At 68.7% G+C, this 21,509-nt stretch carries 21 protein-coding genes; 10 read left to right on the forward strand and 11 right to left on the reverse strand.

All coding sequences use genetic code 11. The annotated features are described in order from the left end of the window. Positions 1 to 313 precede the first annotated feature (313 nt). Genes moaC through AC0CH8_RS14425 form a run of 4 tightly spaced genes read right to left on the reverse strand, consistent with a single transcriptional unit; the run spans position 314 to position 3,139 of the window. Entirely contained in the window at positions 314 to 784 is a 471-nt protein-coding gene (gene moaC / locus AC0CH8_RS14410; protein ID WP_465240500.1) for a cyclic pyranopterin monophosphate synthase MoaC, read from the reverse strand. Continuing rightward, positions 781 to 1,566 (reverse strand): indole-3-glycerol phosphate synthase TrpC, encoded by a 786-nt coding sequence (gene trpC, locus AC0CH8_RS14415; protein ID WP_465240501.1) that lies wholly within the window; start codon positions 1,564 to 1,566, stop codon positions 781 to 783. The genes moaC and trpC overlap by 4 nt, the downstream gene beginning before the upstream one ends. After that, positions 1,563 to 2,558: an anthranilate phosphoribosyltransferase gene (gene trpD / locus AC0CH8_RS14420; RefSeq protein WP_465240502.1), complete on the reverse strand. Its 996-nt coding sequence runs from the start codon at positions 2,556 to 2,558 to the stop codon at positions 1,563 to 1,565. The genes trpC and trpD overlap by 4 nt, the downstream gene beginning before the upstream one ends. Continuing rightward, the gene (locus AC0CH8_RS14425) at positions 2,555 to 3,139 is read right to left on the reverse strand and encodes an anthranilate synthase component II (RefSeq protein ID WP_465240503.1); all 585 of its coding nucleotides are present in this window, start codon (positions 3,137 to 3,139) and stop codon (positions 2,555 to 2,557) included. Before AC0CH8_RS14425 ends, trpD begins: the two co-directional genes overlap by 4 nt. A 143-nt stretch (positions 3,140 to 3,282) precedes the next feature. Between AC0CH8_RS14425 and AC0CH8_RS14430 the strand changes: the two genes are divergently transcribed. Then, positions 3,283 to 3,690, forward strand: a complete 408-nt coding sequence (locus AC0CH8_RS14430) for a hypothetical protein (RefSeq protein WP_465240504.1) — start codon at positions 3,283 to 3,285, stop codon at positions 3,688 to 3,690. Positions 3,691 to 3,928: 238 nt separating this feature from the next. Here AC0CH8_RS14430 and AC0CH8_RS14435 read toward each other — a convergent pair whose 3' ends face one another. After that, positions 3,929 to 5,422, reverse strand: a complete 1,494-nt coding sequence (locus AC0CH8_RS14435; RefSeq protein WP_465240505.1) for an anthranilate synthase component I family protein — start codon at positions 5,420 to 5,422, stop codon at positions 3,929 to 3,931. Positions 5,423 to 5,429: 7 nt separating this feature from the next. Beyond that, positions 5,430 to 7,361, reverse strand: a complete 1,932-nt coding sequence (locus AC0CH8_RS14440; RefSeq protein WP_465240506.1) for a peptidylprolyl isomerase — start codon at positions 7,359 to 7,361, stop codon at positions 5,430 to 5,432. Positions 7,362 to 7,477: 116 nt separating this feature from the next. On the opposite strand from AC0CH8_RS14440, the gene tpiA reads away from it, so the two are divergent. The 3 genes from tpiA (at position 7,478) to AC0CH8_RS14455 (ending at position 9,359) form a co-directional block, all read left to right on the forward strand. Next, positions 7,478 to 8,227, forward strand: coding sequence for a triose-phosphate isomerase (gene tpiA, locus AC0CH8_RS14445; RefSeq protein ID WP_465240507.1), 750 nt, complete (start codon positions 7,478 to 7,480; stop codon positions 8,225 to 8,227). Continuing rightward, a complete protein-coding gene (locus AC0CH8_RS14450) occupies positions 8,220 to 8,786 on the forward strand; it encodes a sugar O-acetyltransferase (RefSeq protein ID WP_465240508.1) in 567 nt (188 codons plus the stop codon). Before tpiA ends, AC0CH8_RS14450 begins: the two co-directional genes overlap by 8 nt. 105 nt (positions 8,787 to 8,891) lie before the next feature. Continuing rightward, the gene (locus AC0CH8_RS14455; protein ID WP_465240509.1) at positions 8,892 to 9,359 is read left to right on the forward strand and encodes a hypothetical protein; all 468 of its coding nucleotides are present in this window, start codon (positions 8,892 to 8,894) and stop codon (positions 9,357 to 9,359) included. On the opposite strand, the gene AC0CH8_RS14460 is transcribed toward AC0CH8_RS14455, so the two are convergent. Then, positions 9,314 to 10,717, reverse strand: coding sequence for a leucyl aminopeptidase family protein (locus AC0CH8_RS14460; protein ID WP_465240510.1), 1,404 nt, complete (start codon positions 10,715 to 10,717; stop codon positions 9,314 to 9,316). The two genes, AC0CH8_RS14455 and AC0CH8_RS14460, sit on opposite strands and share 46 nt — an antisense overlap. Position 10,718: 1 nt before the next feature. Further along, positions 10,719 to 12,116, reverse strand: a complete 1,398-nt coding sequence (locus AC0CH8_RS14465; RefSeq protein ID WP_465240511.1) for a serine hydrolase domain-containing protein — start codon at positions 12,114 to 12,116, stop codon at positions 10,719 to 10,721. Positions 12,117 to 12,264: 148 nt separating this feature from the next. Here AC0CH8_RS14465 and AC0CH8_RS14470 point away from each other — a divergent pair, with 148 nt between their 5' ends. Both AC0CH8_RS14470 and AC0CH8_RS14475 read left to right on the forward strand, forming a co-directional pair. Continuing rightward, positions 12,265 to 12,408 carry a lmo0937 family membrane protein gene (locus AC0CH8_RS14470; RefSeq protein ID WP_204193820.1) on the forward strand — a complete coding sequence of 48 codons (144 nt, stop codon included), beginning with the start codon at positions 12,265 to 12,267 and terminating at the stop codon, positions 12,406 to 12,408. A gap of 53 nt (positions 12,409 to 12,461) precedes the next feature. Beyond that, positions 12,462 to 14,564, forward strand: a complete 2,103-nt coding sequence (locus AC0CH8_RS14475; RefSeq protein WP_465240512.1) for a prolyl oligopeptidase family serine peptidase — start codon at positions 12,462 to 12,464, stop codon at positions 14,562 to 14,564. Positions 14,565 to 14,698: 134 nt separating this feature from the next. Here AC0CH8_RS14475 and AC0CH8_RS14480 read toward each other — a convergent pair whose 3' ends face one another. Continuing rightward, positions 14,699 to 15,193 carry a hypothetical protein gene (locus AC0CH8_RS14480; RefSeq protein ID WP_465240513.1) on the reverse strand — a complete coding sequence of 165 codons (495 nt, stop codon included), beginning with the start codon at positions 15,191 to 15,193 and terminating at the stop codon, positions 14,699 to 14,701. A 140-nt stretch (positions 15,194 to 15,333) separates the two neighbouring features. Here AC0CH8_RS14480 and AC0CH8_RS14485 point away from each other — a divergent pair, with 140 nt between their 5' ends. Beyond that, the gene (locus AC0CH8_RS14485; protein WP_465240514.1) at positions 15,334 to 15,675 is read left to right on the forward strand and encodes a hypothetical protein; all 342 of its coding nucleotides are present in this window, start codon (positions 15,334 to 15,336) and stop codon (positions 15,673 to 15,675) included. Between the two features lie 43 nt (positions 15,676 to 15,718). Here AC0CH8_RS14485 and AC0CH8_RS14490 read toward each other — a convergent pair whose 3' ends face one another. After that, complete coding sequence (locus tag AC0CH8_RS14490) at positions 15,719 to 16,249, reverse strand: glycine zipper 2TM domain-containing protein (protein ID WP_465240515.1); 531 nt, start codon at positions 16,247 to 16,249, stop codon at positions 15,719 to 15,721. Between the two features lie 201 nt (positions 16,250 to 16,450). Here AC0CH8_RS14490 and AC0CH8_RS14495 point away from each other — a divergent pair, with 201 nt between their 5' ends. Together AC0CH8_RS14495 and AC0CH8_RS14500 are read left to right on the forward strand one after the other, a co-directional pair. Further along, positions 16,451 to 17,518: a PAS domain-containing sensor histidine kinase gene (locus tag AC0CH8_RS14495; protein ID WP_465240516.1), complete on the forward strand. Its 1,068-nt coding sequence runs from the start codon at positions 16,451 to 16,453 to the stop codon at positions 17,516 to 17,518. Positions 17,519 to 17,539: 21 nt separating this feature from the next. Continuing rightward, positions 17,540 to 17,905 (forward strand): response regulator, encoded by a 366-nt coding sequence (locus AC0CH8_RS14500; RefSeq protein WP_465240517.1) that lies wholly within the window; start codon positions 17,540 to 17,542, stop codon positions 17,903 to 17,905. 8 nt (positions 17,906 to 17,913) lie between these two features. Here AC0CH8_RS14500 and AC0CH8_RS14505 read toward each other — a convergent pair whose 3' ends face one another. Continuing rightward, on the reverse strand, positions 17,914 to 20,193 hold the full coding sequence (locus tag AC0CH8_RS14505; RefSeq protein ID WP_465240518.1) for an ATP-dependent helicase: 2,280 nt from the start codon (positions 20,191 to 20,193) through the stop codon (positions 17,914 to 17,916). Positions 20,194 to 20,322: 129 nt separating this feature from the next. On the opposite strand from AC0CH8_RS14505, the gene AC0CH8_RS14510 reads away from it, so the two are divergent. Further along, a complete protein-coding gene (locus AC0CH8_RS14510; RefSeq protein WP_465240519.1) occupies positions 20,323 to 21,501 on the forward strand; it encodes a pepsin/retropepsin-like aspartic protease family protein in 1,179 nt (392 codons plus the stop codon). The last annotated feature ends 8 nt before the right edge of the window (positions 21,502 to 21,509 follow it).

Raw genomic sequence — 21,509 nt, forward strand, 5'->3', positions numbered from 1 at the left:
GGGGCGGGGCAAGGGGTGGGTGCAAGAGGCTGGTGCGTGTCCCTTCCCGCCTTGTCGCTAACCTTTTTCGGCATCATCGCGAAATAGCTCCGCTACCGGCTACCAAGCCACCACCCCGGCGCCGGCCGGGGTCCAGTTGGGTGATGTTCGCAGGAGATTACCGCAGACATCGCAACTGGGCGCGGCCTTCCGGGGTGATAGAAGATGGTTCTGCGACGATCCCGTCCAGGGACTGCTGGGGGGAGGCCTTGGCCGTGCCGCTCGTGGAGAAACCCTCCGCCAGCCCCTCCCAAGGGGGGGGAGTCAGAAGGGCTTACTCCGCCGCCCAGTCGCCCGACTTGCCGCCCGTTTTCGTCAGCAGGCGGACACCGTCGATGGTCATGGCTTTGTCGACGGCCTTGACCATGTCGTAGACCGTCAGCAGCGCGACCGTCGCGGCGGTGAGGGCTTCCATCTCGACGCCGGTCTGGCCGGTCGTGGCGCAGGTGGCGGTAAGGGTGACGCCGGTGTCCGTCGCGTCGAGGTCGATCGTGACCTTCGACAACGGGAGTGGGTGGCAGAGCGGGATCAATTCCGCGGTGCGCTTGGCGGCCATGATCCCGGCGACGCGCGCGACGGCGAGGACATCGCCCTTGTTCGCGGACGCGTCCCGGACCAGTGCCAGCGCTTCGGCCGACATTGCGATGCGACCGGTCGCCACCGCCTGACGCTTCGTTCGCTCCTTGTCGCCGACATCGACCATGCGCGCCGCGCCGGTCTCGTCGAGATGGGTCAGGCCGGTCATCCGTTCAGCAGCGTCCGTGTCGCTGCCTCGACATCGGCGTGCCGCATCAGCGCCTCGCCGACGAGGAAGCAGCGGACGCCGTGCTCGGCGATCGCCTCCAGATCGGCATGCGTTGTCAGGCCGCTCTCGGCGACGAAGGTGCAGTCGGGCGGGGCGAGTGCCTTGAGCTTCCACGAGCGCGAGGTGTCGACCGAGAAGTCGCGCAGATCGCGGTTGTTGACGCCGATCAGGCGCGAGCGGAGCTTCAGCGCGCGGTCCAATTCGTGTTCGTCGTGGACCTCGACCAGCACGTCGAGACCGTGCTCGATCGCGGCGGCTTCGAGTTCGGCGAGCGTGACGTCATCGAGCGCGGCGACGATCAGCAGGATCGCGTCCGCGCCCAGGCTGCGCGCCTCGACCACCTGATAGGGGTCGACGGTGAAGTCCTTGCGCAGGACGGGCAGCGACACGGCGTCGCGGGCGGCGATCAGATACGCGTCGGAGCCTTGGAAATACTGCTCGTCGGTCAGCACCGACAGGCAGGCCGCGCCGCCGGCTTCGTAGGCGCGGGCGTGGGCGGGGGGATCGAAGTCGGGACGGATCAGGCCCTTGCTGGGACTTGCCTTCTTGACCTCGGCGATCAGCGCGTGGCCCGGTTTGGCGTCGAGCGCGGCGCGGAAGCCGCGGGGCGGGGCCGGGGTGCGCGCGGCGAGGTCGGCATAGGAGGCCGCGGCCTTGCGGATGGCGACTTCCTCTCGCTTGGTGGCGAGGATCCGGTCGAGCATGTTGGCGTAACTGGTCATGCGTAAGCGATCCAGCGATCGAGCAGCGCGTTGGCGTCGCCGCGATCGATCGTCTCGGCGGCGAGCATTGCGCCGTCCGTCAGGGTGGTCGCCTTGCCCGCCAGCAGCAGCGCGGCGGCGGCGTTGAGCAGCACGGCGTCGCGGTAGGCGCTGTGTTCGCCGGCGAGCAGGCGGCGGAGCGCGAGGGCGTTGTGCGCGGCGTCGCCACCGCGGATCGCCTCGACGGGAGAGCGGGGGAGGCCGGCGTCCTCGGGCACGACGCTGGAGGGGAGCGATGCGCTGCCGACCGAAACGACCACACTGGGGCCGGCGCCGGACAGCTCGTCCAGCCCCTCCTCGCCGGAGACGACGAAGGATGCTTCGGTGCCGAGCTGCTCCAGCACGTCGGCGTAGAGCGTGGCGTAGTCGGGGCGGGCGATGCCGATCAACTGGCGCGTCACGTGCGCCGGATTGGCGAGCGGTCCCATGAGGTTGAAGATCGTGCGCCGGCCGATCGCGCGGCGGATCGGAGTGATGCGGCGCATCGCCGGGTGGTGGTTCGCGGCGAACAGGAAGCAGATGCCGATGTCGCGCAGGCTCGCGTCCGCCGACGCTCCGGCCGCGGCCATGTCGAGGCCCAGCGCCTCCAGCGTGTCCGCCGCGCCCGCTTTTGACGAGGCGGCGCGGTTGCCGTTCTTGGCGACGGGCACGCCGGTGGCGGCGACGATCAGCGCGACGGCGGTGGAGACGTTGAGCGTGTGGTGGCCGTCGCCGCCGGTGCCGCAGACGTCGATCGCGCCCGCGGGGGCTTCGATCGGGATCAGGCGGGCACGCAGCGCGCGGGCGGCCTCGGCGATCTCGATCGAGGTTTCGCCGCGCTCGGTCAGGCCGATCAGGAAGGCGGCGATCGCCTCGTCCGACGCACGGCCGTCGAGCACGGCGGCGAAGGCGGCGGCGGCGCTCTCGCGCGAGAGCGGACTGTCGGTCGACGGCAGCAGCGCGAGCGTCGTCATGCGCGCTCCGTCACTTGGATGCCGGCGTCGCGCAGGAAGTTGGCGAGCATTGCGTGGCCGTGTTCGGTGGCGATGCTTTCGGGGTGGAACTGGACGCCGTGGATCGGCAGCATCGCGTGTCGGAAGCCCATGACGGTGCCGTCCTCCGCGCGGGCGTTGACGAGCAGCGTGTCGGGTACGTCGTTGACGATCAGCGAGTGATAGCGGGTGGCGGTGAACGGCGACGGCAGGCCGGCGAACATGCCGCTGCCGTCGTGCAGGACGGGCGAGGTCTTGCCATGCATCAGGCCGCCCCGTTCCACCTTGCCGCCGAAATGCTGGCCGATCGCCTGATGGCCGAGACAGACGCCGAGCAGAGGCCGGCCAGCATCGGCGGCGGCGGCAACGAGGTCGAGACTGACACCCGCCTGCGTCGGCGTGCAGGGACCGGGCGAGATCAGGAACGCCTCCGCCCCCGACGACAGCGCCTGTCCCGCCGAGATGGCGTCGTTGCGCACGACCTCCACTTCGGCACCCAATTCCATCAGATAGTGGACGAGGTTCCAGGTGAAGCTGTCGTAATTGTCGATTACGAGGATCATGCCCGCCGCCATAGCCGATGCGGACCCGCACGCAACATCGCTCTGGGCAGCGAAACATCGCGGCAACATGCCCGCGCCAGTCGGGCGTTCAGCGCGGAGCCATGCGGCGTCCGCGACGTTGTATCGTCCGAAGGAGTATGATCATGAAGTCCAGCCTGTTCGTCGCCGCGATGCTGTTGGCCATGCCGGGTGTCGGGTTCGCGCAGCAGGCCGAGACGGGTCAGCCGCCGCAGCGCATCCGCAGCGTGCAACTGGCCGATGGCCAGCAATGTCCGCAATCGACCGGCGACGAGGTGATCGTCTGCTCGCGGGCGGGTGAGCCGTATCGTATTCCGCCAGCGCTGCGGGATACGGGGCCGGTGTCGGTGCCGAATTCGAGCTGGGCGGCACGGGCCGCCGACGGGGAGCAGACCCAGCGGGTGGCATCTGGCTTGCCCAACACCTGTTCGCCGAACGGGGTTGCGGCGCAATCCGGATGTTCGCTGCAGGCGAACCGTCGCTGGGCGGCGGAGCAGCGGGCGAAGCAGGCGGCGGAGCGGGTGGTTCCGTGATCGGCGGAGCAGGGCTTTAGGCGGATGGCGCTTTGATCTTCTGCCCTCCCCTTGAGGGGGCATCGCGGTAGGGCTCCGCTCCTGTCACCAAGCCGCCGCCCCGGCGCAGGCCGGGGTCCAGTTAGGCAACGGTTCGAGTAGATTACCGCTGACATTCCAGACTGGGCCCCGGCCTTCGCCGGGGTGGCAGGAGGAAGTTCGCGACCCTGACCCCCTAAAAGGGCAGCGAGAGTTGAGGCTATTGTCCGAATCTGCCCTCACCGGCTCGCGACACCGCTTCCCGTGCGGCGGCAAGGATGGCGCCGGCCTTGGCTTCGCATTCGCGTTGCTCGTACTCGGGGATGGAGTCCGCGACGATGCCGGCTCCGGCCTGGACGTGGATCGTGCCGTCCTTGACGACGGCCGTTCGCAGGACGATGCAGCTGTCGAGCGAGCCGTCGGGCGAGAAATAACCGACGCCGCCGGCGTAGGCACCGCGGCGTTCGGGCTCCAGTTCGGCGATGATCTGGCAGGCGCGGACCTTGGGGGCGCCGCTGACGGTGCCGGCGGGGAAGCCGGCGAACATCGCACCCAGCGCGTCGCGATCGTCGGCCAATCTGGCGGTGACATTCGAGACGATGTGCATGACGTGGCTGTACAGCTCGACCGTGTAGCTGTCGGTGACGCGCACGCTGCCGGGCGATGCGGCGCGGCCGGCGTCGTTGCGGCCGAGATCGAGCAGCATCAGATGCTCCGCGCGCTCCTTCGGGTCGGCGAGCAGCGAGGTGCGGTTCGCCTCGTCTTCCGCCGCGGTCTTGCCGCGCGGGCGGGTGCCGGCGATCGGGCGGACGGTGATCTCCCCATCGCGGACGCGGACCAGGATTTCCGGGCTGGACCCGATCAGCGCGAAGCCGGGCAGGTCGAGATGGTAGAGAAACGGCGACGGGTTGATCCGGCGCAGCGAGCGGTACAGCTCAAACGGCGGCAACGCGAAGGGTGCGGAGAAACGCTGCGCCAGCACGACCTGAAAGATGTCGCCTGCCGCGATATATTCCTTCGCGGCGGCCACCATCTCACCGTAGCGGCCGGGCGCGAGGGCGGGCGTGTAGGACGGTTCCGGCGCGTCGGCGCGGACGGGGGCGGGCAGGTGCGTGGCGGCGAGGCGCGCGGCGACGGCATCGAGCCGCGCCTCCGCCTCGGCGACGATCGCCGAGGGATCGCGCGCGAGGTCGGGCCATGCGGGCGCGATCAGGTACAGCGTGTCGGCGAGACGGTCGAACACCAGCAGCACGGTGGGCCGTACGAACATCATGTCCGGCAGGCCGAGCGGGTCGGCGGAAGGCTGCGCCAAGTCTTCGACCAGCCCCACCGTCTCATATCCGAAATAGCCGACCAGACAGGTGAGCGCGCGCGGTAGCTCCGGATCGACCTCCGCGCGGCACGCGGCAACGAGCGCACGTAGCGCGGACAGTGTCGGTTGCGGGCAGGGTTCGAAGGCGTCGCGATCATGCGGCCAGCGGCGGTTGATCGCCGCGTGTTGCCCGTGCGCGCGGAAGACGAGATCGGGGGCGAGGCCGATGATGCTGTGGCGACCACGGATCGCGCCGCCCTCGACCGACTCCAGCAGGAAGTCGCCGCGCCCCGGCTCGATCAGCTTCAGCGCGGCGGCGACCGGGGTCTCGGTATCCGCCACCTGCCGCCGCCAGATCATCGCCGGCCGGCCGGCGGCCAGCGTGTCGAGTGCCGCCGTCATGACCCGGTCAGTTGCCGGTGCCGGACAGGTCCTTGCGGACGCGGGCGAGCGCGTTGCTGTCGGTCTTGACGCCGAGTTCACTGCGCGCGGCGCGGGCGAACTGCTCCGCCAGCTCGCGACCGATCAGGCGCGAGATGTCGCCGCGGGCCCCGGCGATGGCGGCCGGGTTGCGGCTGGCGTCGGCGCGCTCGACCTGGTTGAGCTTCACGATCAGCCAGCCGGCGCCCTGCGGCGCCTCCAGCAGCTTCGCCGAACCCTGCGCCATGCTGAACATCAGCGCGAGTGCGGGTTCGGCCCCGCCCTGCGCCTGCGCGAGTTGTGCGCGGGTCGCGCTGATCGGGCGGGCCGCCGGGGCACCGGCGGCGGCGAGCGCCTGCGGCAAGGCGGTGCCGCCATTGACCTTGGCGAGGACCTGACCGGCGAGGCGGCGCGCGGCCTGACGGCGGCGATCGGCGGTGAAGTCCGCGACGACGCGGTCCCGGATCTGCGCCAACGGACGCGGCGCGGCGGGGCTGATCGCGCCGACGGCGACGACGGCGAAGCTGCCGTCCGGGTTGGTCTGCACGAGCTGCGGCGGGTCGCCGTCGGCGGCGGTGAAGGCGGCGGTGACGACGGCGGTCAGCGCCGGGTCGATCTTCGCTCCGTTGAGCGGATCGACGCCCTGTGCCGTAACCGCGGGCGTGGTCTGCGGCTGGAGCGACTGATCCTTCACGACCTCGTCGAAGGTGGCGTCGGCGACCAGCGCATCGTCCATCTTGTCGTGGATGGTCGACAGCGCGTCCGCGCCCTTCTGCTTGGACAGGGTGGCGACGATGTCGTCGCGCGCCTGCGCCAGCGTGCGGCCGGGGACCTGCTGGATCGATTCGACGCGTGCGACGACGAAGCCCAGCGGGCCCTTGACCGGACCGACCACGGCGTTCGCGGCCGCGGCGAAGACCTGATCGGCGATCGCGGCGTCGGCCTGCTTCGCATAATCGGTCTTGGTCGTGCCCTCTATCAGTGCGGCCTCCAGCCCTGCCTGCGTCGCGGCGGCGGCGATCGGCGTGCCGGCACGGACCTTGGCGGCGAGTGCCGTGGCGCCCGCCTGATCGAGGACGATGACCTGGCGGATCGTGCGCTTCTCGGTCGGCTGATACTGCGCCTTGTTCTGGTTGTACGCCTGCGCGATCTCCGCGTCGGTCGGCTTGGCGCGGGCGGCGACCATCGCGGGCGTGACGACGGCGTAGCGTATCGTACGGCGCTCCGGCACCGAATAGCGGTTGAGGTTGCGGCCGTAGAAGGTCTGCAACTCGGCATCGGTCGGGGCTGGACCGGCGGGAACGATCGCGGCCGGTACGAAGCCGATCAGCCCTGCGCGCTTCTCCAGCAACAGGCTGGCATAGGGGATCGCGACCTGTTGCGGCACCTGCGCCGCGCCGATCGTCGGGCCGGTCAACTGCGCGACCAGCGTGTCGCGGACGATGTCGGCCCGCACCTGCTTGTCGGTCAGCTTACGCTCGGCGAGGATGCGCCGGTACAGCGTCTCGTCGAACTGGCCGTTGGGGCCTTGCAGCGCGGGGATACTGGCGATCTGGCCATCGACGGCGCGCTTGCTGACGACCATGCCCTGGTCGTGGCCGAACTGCTGCAACGCGGTCGTGGTGATAAGCCGCTGCAACGTGCCGTCGAGGCCCCCGGCCGCGACGAAGCCCGCCATGTCGAGCGTCGGCTGCTGCTGTCGCGCGACCTGAAGCTCGTCATTGGCGCGGGCGGTCAGGTCGGCGACGGTGATGTCCTTGCCGCCGACTTTCGCGACATCGTTGCCGGTCAATCCGCCCGAACCGGTCGACAGGTTCGTGACGTCGCCCGCCGCGAAAGCGAGGGCGATGACGCCGAGCACCACGAAGGTGACGATGAACCCCACCCTGGAATTGATGATGCGGCGAAAGAAGCTGAGCATGGACGACCGATCTGAAGGAATGTCGGCCGCTTTAGCAGGTGACGGGGCGGCTTCAAGCTTGTGCGCGGACGCCGGACCGTTAGGGCCGTCGGGAACTGAAACAGGGAGAGCGGTGGATGCGGCGCAAGCTGGTGGCGGGGAACTGGAAAATGAACGGGACGCGGGCGTCGCTGGCGGAGCTGGACGGCATTGCCGCCGCCGCTGCCGCCGCGCCGAACGTCGATGTCGCGGTCGCGGTGCCGTTCACGCTGATCGATGCCGCCGCCGCGCGCGTGCCGGCATTGGCGATCGGCGCGGAGGATGTGCACGAGGCCGATTCGGGCGCGCACACGGGCTGCGTCTCCGCCGCGATGGTCAGGGAAGCCGGCGCACGCTTCACGATCGCCGGCCATTCGGAACGTCGCGCCGACCAGCATGAAACGAGCCACGATGCCTGGGCCAAGGCGGCGGCGGCGCACCGCAACGGGCTGGACGTGATCCTGTGCTGCGGCGAGACGGAGGCCGAACGCGACGCGGGCCGCGCCGAGCGGGTGGTGCAGGCGCAGATCGAGAAATCCGTGCCCGACAATGCCACCGGCGACTGGTTCACGCTGGCCTATGAACCACGCTGGGCGATCGGCACGGGGCGGACGCCGACGCTGGACGAGATCGCGGCGATCCACGCGATCGCGCGGGCCAAGCTGCGGCATATGGTCGGCGATGCGGCGGACGGTATCCGCATCCTGTACGGCGGCTCCGTCGTCGGGAGCAACGCGGGCGCGATCCTGCGTTGCGAGAACGTCGATGGGGCGTTGGTCGGCGGCGCGAGCCTGACCGCGGCGAAGTTCGTGCCGATCATCGAGGCGGCAGCGGCGATCGATGACTGATCCGCGCAGCCAGAAGCAGCGGATGCTGACGGGCGACCTCTACATCGCCGACGATCCGGAATTGCAGGCGGATGCGCGCGCGGCGGCGGAGTGGATGGTGCGTTACAACGCAGCGTTGGCCGATCCGGCGGAGCGCGCAGCGTTGCTGCGGGCGATGTTCGCCAGCGTCGGGCGTGGCGTGACGATCCGGCCGCCGTTCCACTGCGACTATGGGTACAATATCGCGGTCGGTGACGGCGTATTCCTGAACTTCGGCTGCGTCATCCTCGACGTGGTGCGGGTCGCAATCGGTGCGATGACGCAGATCGGGCCGGGCGTGCAGATCCTGACGGCCGATCACCCGCGCGATCCGGAGCAGCGGCGGCAGATGCTGGAGCTGGGACGACCGGTGACGATCGGCGCGAACGTGTGGATCGGGGGCGGCGCGATCATCCTGCCGGGCGTCACGATCGGCGACGACGCGATCATCGGTGCGGGCAGCGTCGTGACGCGCGACGTGCCGGCCGGCACGACGGTGGTCGGCAATCCGGCACGGGTGCGGGCAACGGGAGCTATCTGACACGCATCAGGATCGAAGCCGCCGCTTGCGAGTTGGGCTGTCCGCGGGCAAGGGAAAGATGACAACAAGTTCATCTAGCACCGATGACAGGGAGCTCATCACACGATGCGGATTTTGGCTATGGTCGCCGTGCTGGCGGCGCTCGGCGCGTGCAATACGGCGGAAGCACCGGGCAACGAGCAGGATAACGGGACGGTGGTGCTGCGCAATCTGGTCGAAACCGACGTGGCGGGGCAGGCGCCGTCCGATCTGCGGGTGAAGGGGACTCGTATTCCGACACCGTCCGACACCGCCTCGCGCTACTTCCTGCTGCGCGAGCGCAAGACCGTGACGGGCACGATCATCGCCATCATCCGTCAGGAGCGCGGCGACCGCGTCGCCTACGCCCGGACCGAGGTGGATTGCGGCAAGCGGCTGTTCCACGTGCTGGGCGTTGGCGACCGGCGTGACCGGGTGGAGGTCGACCACGCGCATGACGGGCCGCTGCGCCCGGTCGCCAGCCTGCCGCTTCGCGAGGAGATGGCGCGTTATGTGTGCGAGCGTTCGGGTACGCCGCTCGCGCCGGCGGCGTAGCGCTTCTTCAGGACGGCGAAGGCGGCGCGCAGGGCGTAGGCGTCGCCGCCCTTGGGTCGGCCGGGCTTCGCGCCCGGTCGCCACGCGAATACGTCCAAGTGCGCCCAGGCGGCGTCAGCGGGTGCGAAGCGGCGGAGGAACAACGCCGCGGTGATCGCACCCGCGAAGCCGCCGTCGGGCGCGTTGACCATGTCGGCGACGTCCGACTTCAGCATCTCGTCATAGGCGTCCCACAGCGGCAGCCGCCAGACCGGGTCCGATTGAGCCGTGCCGGCGGCGATCAGGTCGGCGGCGAGCGCCTCGTCGTCGGTGAACAGTGGCGGCAGGTCGGGGCCGAGCGCGACGCGCGCCGCACCGGTCAGCGTCGCGAAGTCGAGGACGAGTTCGGGCTTCTCCTCGCCCGCGCGGGTCAGCGCGTCGCCGAGCACCAGCCGACCCTCCGCGTCCGTGTTGGTGTTCTCGACCGTCAGCCCGGCGCGCGTACGCAGAATGTCGCCTGGGCGGAAGGCATCGCCCGCAATCGCGTTCTCGACGGCCGGGATCAGCAGGTGGAGGCGGACGGGGAGGCGTGCGGCCATGACGAGGTCGGCGAGTGCCAGCGCATGCGCCGCGCCGCCCATGTCCTTCTTCATCAGGCGCATACCTGCGGACGGCTTGATGTCGAGGCCACCGGTGTCGAAGCACACGCCCTTGCCGACGAGGGCGATGCGGGGTGCCTGCGGATCGCCCCAGTGGAGCTCGATCAGGCGCGGAGCGCGGTCGCGGGCGGCGGCTTTGCCGACCGCGTGGATCATCGGATAGCCCTGTTCCAACTCGTCGCCGCGGCGGACGACGACGTGCGCATTGTGCCGCTTCGCGAGCGCCTCGGTAGCAGCTTCGAGGTCGGCGGGGCCGCAATCGGAAGCGGGCGTGTTGACGAGGTCGCGAACCCACGCCGTCGCCTCCGCCAGCCGCAGCGTTTCCGGCAGGCCCGCGGCGTCGGCAGTGACGAGGATACGGGGCTCCACGTCCTCCGCCTTGCGGTAGCGGTCGAAACGATACTGGCCGAGCAGCCATCCGAGCTCGCCGCCCCTGTCGGAGGCGCGGTACGTGCCGGCGGGGAGCGCGGCGGGCAGGGCGGCGAGGGACCAGGGGGCGCCGAGGTCGACGGTGACGGCGACGACGCTCCACGCCTCTCCCTCTCCGGGGACGATCGCGTGGGTGCCGGGCTTGCCGGTGAAACGATGCGCGGCGAGCATGGCGCGGGTGCGCGCCGGCTGTGCGCCGAGCCATGCGTCGAACTCGGCGGGTGCGATGAGCTCGATTGCGTGGGCGGGCTGGCCGCGGTCGGCGACGAGGTGCTGGTCGAAACGTGTCATGTCATTCGCCCGGCGTTACAAGGAATTGTTCGAAGCGACCGTCCGGACCGGGTTCGGCGAAGGTGCTGATCCACAGCGACTGTTTGGGATAGGTCACGCGGAAGCCGCGCTGCACGAAGCCGCCGCGCAGGCTGGGCTTGCCGGTCGCGACGAAGCCGGTGGGTTCCCCCAGCGGCGCGAGGCTGGTCCGGTAATCCGCCTGCGCCGCCGGTGTGAAGTAGAAGTTCGCGTCGGTCGTGAGCGCCGCGCGGTCGAGGCCGCCGCGACGCAACTGGTCGTAGACGCGACGTGCCTTGGTGACGGCGGCAGCGTCCTCCGACGTGGCGGCCGCCGCCTTGGGCAGGACGATCTCCGCCAGCCCACGCGTGATACGGCCATAGGCGTCGGAGAACCACGAGTTGGTCAGGACGACGATCGCCGCCTTCTCGTCCGGGAAGACGATGTTCTGCGACAGGAAGCCGACCGCTTCGCCGCTATGTTCCAGCGTGCGGTGATCGAGCCGCCGGCCGTTGCCGATGCCGAGACCATAGCCGTTGGTGGTGCCGTCGGTCAGCTTCACCGCCGTCTCCTGCTCCGCCCAGTCGTCTGCGGGCAGCAGCGTGCGGTTCATGCGTGCGATGTCCCATTTGGCGAGGTCGGCCGCGGACATCGACAGCTCGCCGGCGGCATACAGCCAGCCGCGCGCCGCCGGCGTTTCGACGCGCACGGGGCCGAGCGCGAACCGCTTGTAACCCTGCGGGTAGCGCGGTCCGGTTGCGAGGTCCTGATCCATCGCCGCCATGCCGAGCGGGCGGAACACGCGCGCTTGCAGGAAGTCGATCAGCGGCATTCCCGCGACCTTCTCCACGATCATGCCCGCGACGACATAGCCGGTGTTCGAATATTGCCACTTCGTGCCCGGTTCGAAGTCGAGCGGCTTCTTCGCCCAGCGGTCGACGATCTGCTGCGGCGTGACGGGCGTCGCCATTGCCGCGAAGCTGTAATCCTGCGGCCAGTAATCCTGAAGCCCGGAGGTGTGGCTGAGCAATTGGCGCAGCGTGATGCTATCGCCCCCGGTGATGCCGGGGATATAGGTGGCGACGGTGTCGTCCAGCTTCAGCTTGCCGTCATCCTCCAGCAACTGCATCGCCGTGGCGGTGAACTGCTTGGAGATCGATGCGATCTGGTACGGCAGGTCGGCGCGGGCGACCGGGATCGCCTCCGACGCCTTACCGTAAGCTTTGGCCAGGACAAGCCTGCCGCCGCGCACGACCGCGATCGAGGCGGATGGTACGCCGGTATCGGCCAGCGTGCTGCGGACCAGCGTGTCGATCTTTGCCGTTTCGGCGGGCGTGAGGTCCTGTGCGAGCAGGGGAGCGGGCGTCAGCAGCGCGGCGAACGCGATCAGGCGGAGGGTCATCGCGCTACAGAACCAGAAGCGCTCCGGTCGCGCAATGGCGGCGCAGCGGACGAAGCGTCAGCGCCTTGCGGCGGCGAGCAAACCTTCAGGGAACGCGCGCGGGGAACCATCGTTGACGGGGTTCGGGAGCAGTACAGGAGCCAAGCGCATGTTGTGGACCATCGTCGTCATCCTCGTGATCCTCTGGTTGCTGGGCTTCTCCCTCCACATCGGCGCGGGCCTAATTCACATCCTGCTGGTGATCGCGCTGATCGTCGGGCTCGTCCAGTTGTTCACCGGCCGCCGGGTGTAGCTTCCCCGTCGCGTCGCGCTACAAGGGCGCGACGCGACGACAAGGGAGCGACAATGCGGGCGATGTTGATGACGGCAGTGGCAATCATGGGATTTGTTGCCACGGATGGTGCGATTGCGCAGAGCGGCACGATGACCAACGACCCGTATATCTGGCTGGAAGACAAGGACGGCGCAAAGCCGTTGGCGTGGGTGGAGGCGGAGAACGCCCGCACCCTGCCGCGATTGCAGAACGATCCGCGCTACAAGGGCTTTTACGCCGACGCGCTGGCGATCGCATCGTCCAAGGATCGCATCCCGATGCCGGAGCAGACCGGCGGACGTATCCTGAACTTCTGGCGCGATGCAGAGCATCCGCGCGGCATCTGGCGCTGGACCACGCCCGCCAGCTACGCGACCGCGACCCCGCAATGGACGACGCTGATCGACATGGACGCGCTCGGCAAGGCGGAGGGGAAGGAGTGGGTCTGGAAGGGCTCGACCTGCCTTCAGCCGGACGAGCGCCTGTGCCTCGTCGCGCTGTCGGAGGGCGGCGAAGACGCGATTTCCTATCGCGAGTTCGATCTGGCCGCGGGGCAGTTCGTTGAAGGCGGCTTCGACCTACCCAAATCCAAACAGGGCGCGACGTGGGTCGACAAGGATACGTTGCTCGTCAGCCGCGACTGGGGTGCGGGCACGCTGACCGCGTCGAGCTATCCGTTCGTCGTCAAGCTGTTGAAGCGCGGGCAGCCGCTGGCGTCCGCGACCGAGGTGTTCCGCGGCGAGCCGGGCGACCAGCTCGGCACCTATGCACAGACGATCACCGATGCGGCCGGCCACCGGCTGGTGACGATCCAGCGGCGGACGACGTTCTTCGGTGGCGACACGCTGGTGTGGACGCCGAACGGCACGCGCAAGCTCGACATGCCGGCGCGGGCGCAGCCGACGGGCATGGTCGACGGACAGGTGATCTTCACCACCAGCGAGCCGTGGGGCGACATCCCCACCGGCGCGATCGCGTCTGCGCCGCTGGGCGAGGTCGAGCGTGGCGTGCTGAACCCGCGCGTGGTGTTCGCGCCGACGCCGCGGCAGGCGGTGAACGGGGTCACCACGACCAAGTCGCGGCTGATCGTGACGTATCTGGACAATGTCCGTGGCCGGGCGGCGGTCTACGCACCGGGCGCGTCGGGCTGGACCCGCACCGAGGTGCCGGTGCCCGACAACATGGCGATCAACCTGGCGAGCGCGGACGATCGCGGCGACCTGGCGTATCTGTCGGTGACCGGCTTCCTGACGCCGACCCAATTGGTGACGATCGACGCAGCGCACCCGGCCGCGCCAAAGACCGTCAAGACGCTGCCGGCGCAGTTCGATGCGACCGGGCTGGTCGTCGAGCAGTTCGAGGCACCGTCGAGCGACGGGACCGAAATCCCGTACTTCGTCGTGCATCGGAAGGATGTGCCGCTGGACGGAACGACGCCGACGCTGATGACGGCGTATGGCGGGTTCGAGTTGCCGCGCTTGCCGAGCTATGCCGGGGTGACGGGCAAGCTGTGGCTGGAGCGCGGCGGCAGCTTCGTGCTGGCGAACATCCGGGGTGGCGGCGAGTTCGGGCCGGCGTGGCACGATGCCGGACGCAAGACCAAGCGGCAGGTGATCTACGACGATTTCGCCGGCATCGCGAAGGACCTGTTCAAGCGGCGGCTGACCAGCGCGGAGAAGCTGGGCATCTATGGCGGTTCGAACGGCGGGCTGCTGATGGGCGTGGAGATGACGCAGCATCCGGAGTTGTGGAAGGCGGTGACGATCCAGGTGCCGCTGCTCGACATGGTCCGTTACGAACAGATCGCGGCAGGCGCGTCGTGGGTGGACGAATACGGGTCGGTGAAGAACCCGGACGAGGCGGCGTTCCTGGAGAAGATCTCGCCCTATGCGCAGTTGAGGAAGGGCGTGAAGTATCCGGAGCCGTATATCTGGACGACGACCAAGGACGACCGCGTCGGGCCGCAGCATGCGCGCAAGTTCGCCGCGCGGATGAAGGAATACGGGCTGCCGTACCTCTTCTACGAGGACACCGCGGGCGGCCATTCGGGCGATGCCGATATCGAGCAGGGTGCGCGACTGGCGGCGTTGCAGACGACGTATTTCGCGCAGGCGTTGATGGGGTCGGGGAAGTAGTTCCGGCGATATCCCTTCCTGCAAAGGGATCGTTGTAAAATCCTGTCCTGCCACCCCCGCGAGGGCCGGGGTGGCGACCGGTGGCAGGCAGCGGAGCTGTTTCGCAGCGGTCCCCTCGCAGGGGAGGAGCGGTTTCAGGTGGACAGCGCCTTGGCCAGGTCTTCCTTTGTCATCGTCGATCGGCCCGCGATGTTGCGCTTCTTCGCCTCCGCGTAGAGGTCCGCCTTCGTGCGGTGGTCGCGGTACGGGGCGGTCTTCTCAGCCACGTCGGCGGGTTGAGCGGAGTGCTGGTGGCCCTTCTTCGTGTCGGCGCGCTTCTTGGCGGTGGTGCGGCGGTATTCTTCGTCGCTGAGCGCGTCGCGCGCGGCTTTCGGCAGGTAGCGTTCGTGCGTGTCGCCGCTCTTCTTGCCCGACTTGGTGCCCCAATCCTCCTCGGACCATTCGTGCAGGCTGTTATGCGGGTCCTTGTCGCCGACATAGCCGCCGCCGCGCTTCTTGTATTCGGCGACCGCCATCTGCGCCTTGCGCGCGGACCATTCACCGGGCTCGCCGCCCTTCGCGCCGGCGGTGACCGCCCGCTTTACCTCATCCCATAAATCGGGGTCGCTGCGATCCGCGGTTTCGCTCATGCTGCTGCAACCGGCGAGGCCGCCACCCGTTCCCGAAAACGAGACGTGGTCGTACCGGCGTGGGACGATCGACTGCATACGAATGTACGCTCTTGCTGCGCTGCGGCAAAAAGCGCATCACGAGGGACGTGAGTACACAGATGACCATCGAGCGCCCCGCCGCCGACGCCGGTCCGCCGCCGTCGCCCGCCACCATCTTCGAGGCGATCGTGAAGCGCCAGTGCGTCGCCGCGATCTACAATCGCGGGGAGGTGACGCTGGCGCCGCATATGATCTATACGCGCCACGACGAGCTCTACGTCGACGCGACCACGCTGGAGCGCGACGGCAAGCCGCCGAAGGAAGAGAAGATGGGCACGTTCAAGCTCGCGGGCCTCGCCTCGCTTCGCCTGACGCCGCGTCGCTTCACGCCCAGCGCGTTGTTCGTCCCCGCCGATCCCAAATATCGCGACGTCGCGCTGATGGGGGTCGAGGTCGACTGAGCGCAGTTCGTGACCCCGGCGTCGGCCGGGGTCACGGATCGGATCAGCGGCAGCGGACCTGCTGCTGGTTCTGTTCGACCGCACGACCGGCCAGCGCACCCGCCGCCGCTCCGAGCAGGGTGCCGACGGTGCGCGAGCGACCGCCGTCGATGACGTTGCCGAGCACGCCGCCAGCCGCACCGCCGACGATCAGGCCGGTGGTGCCGTCCGAACGGCGGCAGTAGTAACGGCCGTCGTAACCGGCGTAGACACGGTCGTCGCTCGACAACACGCGCTCCCGGTAGTTCGGACCGGTGCGGTAATCGCGGGCGGGATCGTACGCGCCGTCATCGCCGTCGTCATCGCCGTACGTGTCCGGCGCACGCCGATATCCGTCATTTCCTTGCGGGTACGCAGGCTGGCGATAGCCGCCACGGCTGCGGGCGGCCTGATACACGTCCACCTCCTGCCGATAGAGCTGGTATTCGCGATCGAACCGCGACTGCGCCTGTGCGAAGCGCGCGTCGTCGGCACCGGACTGGGCGAGGACGGGGCTGGCAACGGCGAGCGTCATGCCGGCAAGGGCAACGCTCATGACACGGGAAAGCATGACACTGGACCTCCTGCCCGCGAATCGGGCTCGGCACGCTCTACGAGCCGCTACCCGGACGGTTCCTGAACCGCGCAAGCAAGAGATCGCGGAACGTTGATCTGGTTTATCGAGCGGAGAACAAGTTTACGCCATAAACAATGGCAAGTGTTTGCAAGGAAACGACATTTGCAGGGTCATGGGTCTTTGTCGTTCCTGATCGAGGGAGATCGCACCTGCGGTCCCGCCGTCGCGGCCGTTATCGACCACGACTGGTCCGGCACGCCGCTGGGTCCGATCGCGGCGTGGTCGCCGCACCTGAAATGCGCCGCGACCTGGGTGCTGGAGGCGAAGCTGCCGGCCGCGCTGATCTGGGGCGCGGAGCAGATCGCAATCGTCAACGATGCGCTGCGTCCGATCCTTCGCTGCGACCGCCAAGGCGTGCGCCTGTCGGAGGCGTTCGCGCATGCCGAATGCGATGTGGGCCAGTTCGCGAAGAAAGCGATGCAGGGCCGCGCTACGCTGGTGCACGATTGCCAGCTGGCGGTGACGCGCGCAGGGTTTCGCGACGAGGCGTGGATGACCTTCTCGTGCAGTCCTGTTCGTGCGGCGGACGGCACGGTCGAGGGCGCGATCCTGACCGGCACCGAAACCACCGCAGGCGTGGAGGCGAAGCGCCGGGCCGACGTGGTTGCGTCCGAGCTGAGCCACAGGCTGAAGAACAGCATGGCAATGGTGCAGGCGATCGCGACGCAATCGCTGCGCAACGTAAAGGAACGACCGCTGGTGCGGGCGTTCACCGACCGCATCGTCGCGCTGGGCCGCGCACAGGATGTGCTGCTGCGCGACAACTGGGATCATTCTTCGATGGAGACGATCGTCCGCGAAACGCTGTCTGTGCACGCCAAATTCGCGGAAGGCGATGGCGACGGCGAGCGGATCGACACCAGCGGGCCGGAGCTGATGCTGGCACCGCGCGCGGTGCTGTCGATCGCGATGCTGATGCACGAGCTGGCGACGAATGCGATGAAATATGGGTCGCTGTCGGTGGAGGGCGGCCGTATCGCGGTGGACTGGCGGGTCGAGGGCGAGGAACTGGTGCTGCACTGGCGGGAGTCAGGCGGACCGCCGGCACGGCCACCGACACGCGAGGGGTTTGGTTCACGCCTTATCAACATGGGTCTGGTAGGAACGGGCCATGTCGAGAAACTCTATACGGCAGAAGGGTTTGCGGCGGACTTTCGGGCTCCGCTCCACCAGTTGCTGGATCCCTGACCTGGCCGGCGGGCGGCGGTCGTGAGTGCGGGACATGTGGCGACCGTGCTGGTCGTCGAGGATCAGCCGCTGCTGTTGCTGGACGCCATCGATCGGGTCGAGGCGGCAGGTCTCGGCGTGATCGGCGTCGGCGAGGCCGAAGCGGCCGTCGCGATCCTGAGCGAAAACGCGAACATTCGGGTCGTGCTGACGGGGATCGACATGGCGGGATCGGTCGACGGGCTGGCGCTGGCAGCGATCGTGCGGGACCGCTGGCCGGCGGTGAACGTGATCGTGACGTCGGGGCACTTGCCGCCGGTGCTCGACGGATTGCCGGGCACGCGGTTCCTGTCCCGTCCCTTCGGCGAGACGGAGTTGCGCGAGGCGCTGGGTGAACTTGTCTCCTGACGCGGCGCTCAGCCGATCGTGACGAAGCTGTCCATCACCCGCTTGCGGCCGGCGGCTTCGAAGTCGATCTCCAGCTTGTTGCCTTCGATCTCGGCGATCGCGCCGTAACCGAATTTCTGGTGGAAGACGCGCAGGCCGATCGACAGATCGTCGCGGCCCTTGTTGCCGAGGCTGACCGCGCTCGACCGCGCCTCGACGATGCGCTTCGGGGCGGTGGTGAAGCTGGACGTGCCCATCTGGCCCGCCGCGCGCTGCCAGCCGGGACCACGACCCGCGCCGCGCGCCACGTCCGCGAACGGATCGGCATGTTCCGACCAGTTGGCGCGCCATAGCGATTCGCCGCCCGACATGCTGGTTTCCGCATCGACATGCTCGGGCGGCAGTTCGCCGACGAAGCGGCTGGGGATCGACGAGGTCCACTGGCCGTAGATGCGGCGGTTGGCGGCGTGGAGGATGAAGGCGCGGCGGCGCGCGCGGGTGATCGCCACGTAGGCGAGGCGGCGTTCCTCCTCCAGCGACTTGGTGCCTCCCTCGTCGATCGCGCGCTGCGACGGGAACAACCCCTCCTCCCAGCCGGCGAGGAAAACCGTGTCGAACTCCAAGCCCTTGGCGGCGTGGATGGTCATGATCGTGACCTTCGGGTCGTCGCGGCTGCCCTCGTTATCCATGACCAGCGACACGTGTTCGAGGAATGCGCCGAGCGAGTCGTATTCCTCCATTGCGCGGACGAGTTCGGTCAGGTTCTCCAGCCGACCCGCGGCTTCGGCCGACTTCTCGGCCTGGAGCATCGCGGTGTAGCCGCTCTCGTCCAGCAATTGGCGCGCGAGTTCGGGGTGGGGCAGGGTGGTCGCCATCTCCCGCCAGCGGGCGATGTCGCCGACCAGACGCCCCAGCGACTTGCGCGCCTGCGCGGTCAGTTCGTCGCTGTCGAGAATACGGGCGGCGGCGGTGGTCAGCGGCACGTTCAGCGCGCGCGCGAGCTGGTGGACCTTCGCCACCGCCTTGTCGCCGAGCCCGCGCTTGGGCACGTTGACGATACGTTCGAAGGCGAGGTCGTCGGCGGGCTGATTGACGACGCGCAGATAGGCGAGCGCATCGCGGATCTCGGCGCGTTCGTAGAAGCGGAAGCCGCCGACGATCTTGTACGGCATACCGATCGCGATGAAGCGATCCTCGAACTCGCGGGTCTGGTGCGATGCGCGGACGAGGATGGCGATGTCGTCCAGCGAGGTCCCGCCGCGCTGCGCCGACTCGATCTCGTCCCCCACGCGGCGCGCCTCCTCCGGGCCGTCCCAGATGCCCAACACGCGGACCTTCTCGCCCGCGTCGAGTTCGGTCCACAGCGTCTTGCCGAGCCGTCCGCTATTATTGGCGATAACGCCGCCCGCCGCGCCGAGGATGTGCGGTGTCGAGCGGTAATTCTGTTCGAGGCGGATGACCTTCGCGCCGGGAAAGTCCTTTTCGAAGCGCAAAATGTTTTCGACCTGCGCGCCCCGCCACGAATAGATCGACTGGTCGTCGTCGCCGACGCAGGCGATGTTCTTGCGTTCCTGCGCGAGCAGGCGAAGCCACAGATACTGGACGCTGTTGGTGTCCTGATACTCGTCGACCATGATGTAGCGGAAGCGGGTCTGATACTGCTCCAGCACGTCGCGATGCGTCTTCAGCACGACGAGCATGTGCAGCAGCAGGTCGCCGAAATCGCAGGCGTTCACCGCCTTCAGCCGGTCCTGATATTGCTGGTAGAGTTCACCGCCGCGACCGTTGGCGTAGCGTTCGGACTCGCCCGCATCGATCTCGCGCGGGGTCAGCCCCTTGTTCTTCCACTCGTCGATCAGTCCCGCAAGGCTGCGGGCCGGAAAGCGCTTCTCGTCGATGTCGGCGGCGAGGATGAGCTGCTTCAGCAGGCGCAGCTGATCGTCGGTGTCGAGGATCGTGAAGTTGGATTGCAGCCCGACCAGCTCGGCGTGCCGACGCAGCATCTTCGCGCCGATCGCGTGAAAGGTGCCGAGCCACGGCATGCCCTCGACCGCTTCGCCGACCAGCCGACCGACGCGCTCGCGCATCTCGCGCGCGGCACGATTGGTGAAGGTCACCGCGAGGATCTCGGATGGCCACGCCTTGCGCGTATACAGCAGGTGCGCGAGCCGGGCAGTCAGCGCCGCAGTCTTGCCCGTACCGGCACCGGCCAGCATCAGCACCGGTCCGTCGGTGGTCAGCACCGCCTCCCGCTGGGGCGGGTTCAAGCCCTTGAGATATGGCGGGTCGGCGAGATTGCTGTCGGTCACGATCGAACAGGTAGGGAACGCGCGCGTCAGGAGCAAGCGCAACGGAGGCGAAGCCGGCCACGCGGGCTTTGCGCGCGCCGCGACCCGCCGTATAATCCGGATTGCGTCGGCATGGCGCGGGAGAAGGCCGTGGACAGACGGGATTTCCTTTCGACGGCGCTGTTCGGGATGAGCGGTATGGCTGTCGGTTCGCGGGCCGGAGCGGCCGAGCCGCGCGTGATCGTCAGCAAGGTGCAACTGCGGGGTTCTCGCGTCGTCATGGCGCTGACCATCGGCGATCAGGGGCCGTTCGACTTCTTGCTGGATACGGGCGGCGTCCTCAGTTTCATCAACGCCGACTTCGCCGAGCAGTTGAAGATGCAGATCACGGGGCAGACCGCGGCGCGTGGAATCGGCGGGCGCACGTACCTGCCGGTCTATCTGGCGAGGGACGTGGTGTTCGGTGGCGGCGCGCGGCAGACGTCGGTGGCTTTCGCCGGGTTGAATGGTGCTTTCCGGTTCGGCGGCGACGTGCACGGCGCGGTGGCGGCGGGCTTCCTGACCGCGATCGATAGCGACCTGGATTTCGAGGCGGGCGAGTGGCGCGCCTATCCGGACGGGCGACCGCCGCGCGACGGCTATGTGCAGATGAAGAATGCGCTCGTCGCCGAGGGGACCGGGCCGCGCGCCGGGTCCCGGCGGCTGTTCGGAGATGCCGCGATCGACGGTCGTGACGGCCGTTTCCTGCTGGACACCGGCGCACCGGGTGGTGTGACGGTCGACAACGCCTTCGCCAAGCGCGTCGGCCTATGGAACGACGCGCGGCCTTGGGCACCGACTCGCCCGTCCGGGATCGCCGGTGCCGCCGGCATCGCCCGCGTGGTGCGCGCCGGTTCGCTCGACTTCGCGGGGACGCGGATGGAGCGCCCGCTGGTGACGCTGCGCGCGGCCAGCGACGGCATCGGGTCTAACCAGAACGGCATCATCGGCCTGGGGGTGCTGCGCCATTTCAACTTGTCCACCGTCACCAGCACCCGCGACCTGTGGCTGAAGGAGCATCGCGTCGAGCCGCCGGTGCAGGAGCGGTACGGCATGTCCGGTCTGTGGCTGGATCGCGGCGGCGACGATCGCTGGAAGGTCGCGGCGGTCGGTACGGGCAGCCCGGCCGCGGCGGCGGGTATCGCGGTCGGTGACATCGTGGCGGCGGCGGACGGCAGCGACGTACTCCGCCAGATCGGCGGACGGACGGGTGCGATAGCACAACTGACCGTCAGCCGGGGCTCCGCACCGGCGCGACCGGTGGCGCTGACGCTCACGCCGTATCTTTGACGAATATG

The sequence above is a fragment of the Sphingomonas sp. AC435 genome, from assembly GCF_979253005.1.